This is a genomic window from Paenibacillus sp. 01T422 (genome assembly GCF_056398785.1).
On the sequence record NZ_JBFTQB010000845.1, the window covers coordinates 1 to 2,865 of the forward strand.

Annotated in this window: 4 protein-coding genes; all 4 read right to left on the bottom strand. The window is 47.5% G+C overall.

Annotation, left to right across the window (positions count from 1 at the left end; genetic code table 11):
- Positions 1-42 precede the first annotated feature (42 nt).
- Positions 43-345, bottom strand: coding sequence for an MTH1187 family thiamine-binding protein (locus AC1DUA_RS32265; protein WP_127458386.1), 303 nt, complete (start codon positions 343-345; stop codon positions 43-45).
- A gap of 95 nt (positions 346-440) precedes the next feature.
- Positions 441-2,003: a GMC family oxidoreductase gene (locus AC1DUA_RS32270; protein WP_477503625.1), complete on the bottom strand. Its 1,563-nt coding sequence runs from the start codon at positions 2,001-2,003 to the stop codon at positions 441-443.
- Positions 2,000-2,596 (bottom strand): gluconate 2-dehydrogenase subunit 3 family protein, encoded by a 597-nt coding sequence (locus tag AC1DUA_RS32275; RefSeq protein WP_477503626.1) that lies wholly within the window; start codon positions 2,594-2,596, stop codon positions 2,000-2,002. The genes AC1DUA_RS32270 and AC1DUA_RS32275 overlap by 4 nt, the downstream gene beginning before the upstream one ends.
- A gap of 6 nt (positions 2,597-2,602) precedes the next feature.
- The coding region (locus AC1DUA_RS32280) for a hypothetical protein (protein WP_477503627.1) at positions 2,603-2,865 on the bottom strand (263 nt) is incomplete at its 5' end.

Sequence of the window (2,865 nt, forward strand, 5' to 3'; positions counted from 1 at the left end):
TTCCTTTCATATAAAAAAGCATCCCAACGAGGGATGCTTTTCTTATTTTAACTTCTCTGCAACTGATTGCATTTTTTGTGACATGGAGGCTGCTTTATCTCGACGATCGTCGATTTTGATCGAAGTGGAGACGCGCTGTGCGCCATTAGTGAAGGGAACCTCATGCACAGCACGAATGACCTCCAGAATTCGATCCAAGGAACCTTCTAGAATAGTTCCCATGGGGGTCATTTCAAAGGTGATATCCGCGTGCTTCTCAAGTTCTTTGTGTAGATCTGCTACATAACCGCTAAGGCTAGTGGTTGCTGTTCCAATTGGAATAATTGTAAATTCTGCGATGGCCATGGTCGTTTCGACACTCCTTTCATCTTCTCTGTTAAGCTCTATTGTAGATGTTGGGATACGCGAGATGCAACTAATCTATAGAAAGATCAACGGAATTAAATGCTAGCGAGTTCGATGATATAATCCGCGGTTCTGGCCGCCAATGCCATAACGGTGTTGGTGGGATTACAGCCGCTAGAGGTCACAAATAAACTCGCATCGCAGATGAAAAGATTAGGTACATCGTGGCTCTGGCCGTATGTATTAACAACCGATGTAGCAGGGTTATTCCCCATGCGGCACCCTCCCATGAAATGCTGTGTATCTGGAACGACGAAGGCAATTTCACCTCCGGCAGCCTTGAGGATAAGCTGCATATTGCCCACAGCGTGATTAATGAGTTTGCGATCATTATCTCCGTAATTAAAGGTGACAGCAGCACGCGGCATACCATACTCATCTTTTTCATCCGATAAGGAGATATGGTTATCCCACTGTGGAAGCACCTCTCCCACCATCGTAAGCCTTCCGTAGTGATTGTAATTAAGCATAGCTTGCCTTAGTCCTGAACCCCACAGAGGCGTTTGTGTCGATTTACTAATCCCATCAGCCATATCAATAGGTCTCGAACCATGAGAGTGAATCGTGTAGCCACGAGCATAACCTCGCCGATGATCCGTTTCATAGAAATCCTGCGTTGAGGCTAGTACAGGAGTGCCTTTGTATAAACGAACTTCCTGCTCAAATTTGGCATAAACATCGTTGCTGCTATGAGTCATAATCGCTCGGCCCACCCAGCCGCTAGAATTGGCTAGACCGTCAGGGAATTGCGGCGACGCGGAGTGGAGCAAGAGACGAGGGGTCTCGACAGCATGAGCGCACAAAATTACTGTTTTGGCACGTTGCCGATACTCTGTCCCTTGATGGATGAAGAGCACACCGCTGACATGACCGTTAGTATCAACTTCGATTTGAGTGACCATGCAATCAGCGAGAATTTCCGCTCCGGCTTTCACTGCTTTGGGGATATGTACAGTCAAGGTACTGAATTTGGCATTCGGCATACAGCCTTGGATGCAGAAACCGCGATTGATGCAGGGAGGACGACCATCAAAGGGAGCAGATAGAATGGCTAGCGGTGTAACGGCTGATTGAATGCCGAGTGCTTCACAACCTTTTTGAAATAGATAAGCATTCGGACTTAAGGGGTCTCGTTCAGGATAGGGATAGGGTCCCTGGAAGTTGCCCCACGGAAAGTGTTTAGGGCCGGAAACGGCAATTTCTTTCTCGATCCGATTATAGTAAGGTTCAAGGTCCTTGTAATGAATAGGCCAGTCTTCTCCAACACCATCGATGGATTTGGTTTTGAAATCAGATTCATGAAATCGTAAGAAAACGCCCGTGAAGTTTTGCGTTCCCCCGCCAACGCCCCGGCCTGAATTAGAGTAACCCATACCTAGAGGGACTGTCCCATCTACAAGCCGAGTATCTTCCCAGCCCAACTGCCGCATACTCAACTCGTCGCTAGCAAAGTTTTTTTGGGGATCCCGCCAAGGTCCAGCATCCATGACAACGACACTGAGCCCAGCTTCGCTCAGTTCTTTGGCGAGAATTCCACCTGCGGCACCTGCTCCAACGATTAAGATATCAACCGCATCTTGCTCGTATCTCCTCTTCATTGTTCCTTCACAGCCTCCCAGGGGTCAAGCTGACCTGTTTCTGCGCGAACATAACCACGTGGATAGGCAGGACCGCCGAAACCAATCTCGGACCATACCAAAGGATGAGAATAATAAGCCTCAACACTGAGCTTTAGCAGCTTTTGAAATAAAGCTTTCTGCGGGATGCCGTCCCAATTTTCTGTTAAGGGATAACTTTCGCCGCTGATCTGCAGCATAATTTGTCGCTGAGAAGGCTCATCCAATTGGAAAAATGGTTTGCTGCCAGCTATCCAGCCAGTCTCATCAATGGCCTTAAGTCCTTGGCGTAAAAGCGTGCGTACAGGGGGGACATTCACTTTTCGCTGCCCCTCGCCTTTGTCTTGTGTGAGAACCTCGTCAATATGACAGAGGATGTATTGCATGATATCCCCTCGATTATCATCCATTAGAAGCGAGCACCAGGCTCGCAGTGTTTCGGCTTCCACAGGTGTGAGGAACTGATACTTAGTCTCACGATGTAAACGAGCGTTTACGATACTGCGAGTGTTGGCGTCCCATTCCTTTTGCTCATCCATGACGTTATAAGTCGGATAATAGCTTTGATTTGTCATCGTCAATCAACCTCCATAAATGGCAGTAAGACCAAGAATACTTAGAAATGAAAATAGTAGAGGCATTAGCACCGGTGGTCCTGTGAGAAAGTTTCGCAAAGCCAAACCGCCTACTCTTTTACGCACACCATTCAGGTGAAAACCAAAGCCAATCAACCCTTGAAGGACACCAAGCCAGAGGATGATATGCGAAGCCGTATACCACCCATGGCGGTTTATCAGCGTGCACAAAATGGAAACAAGACTGATAAGAGGAGACAGGATAACAG

Bases quoted from the DNA above. Each gene is read 5' to 3' on its own strand.
- AC1DUA_RS32275 (WP_477503626.1), bottom strand. From the start codon at position 2,596: ATGACAAATCAAAGCTATTATCCGACTTATAACGTCATGGATGAGCAA.
- AC1DUA_RS32270 (WP_477503625.1), bottom strand. From the start codon at position 2,003: ATGAAGAGGAGATACGAGCAAGATGCGGTTGATATCTTAATCGTTGGA.
- AC1DUA_RS32265 (WP_127458386.1), bottom strand. From the start codon at position 345: ATGGCCATCGCAGAATTTACAATTATTCCAATTGGAACAGCAACCACT.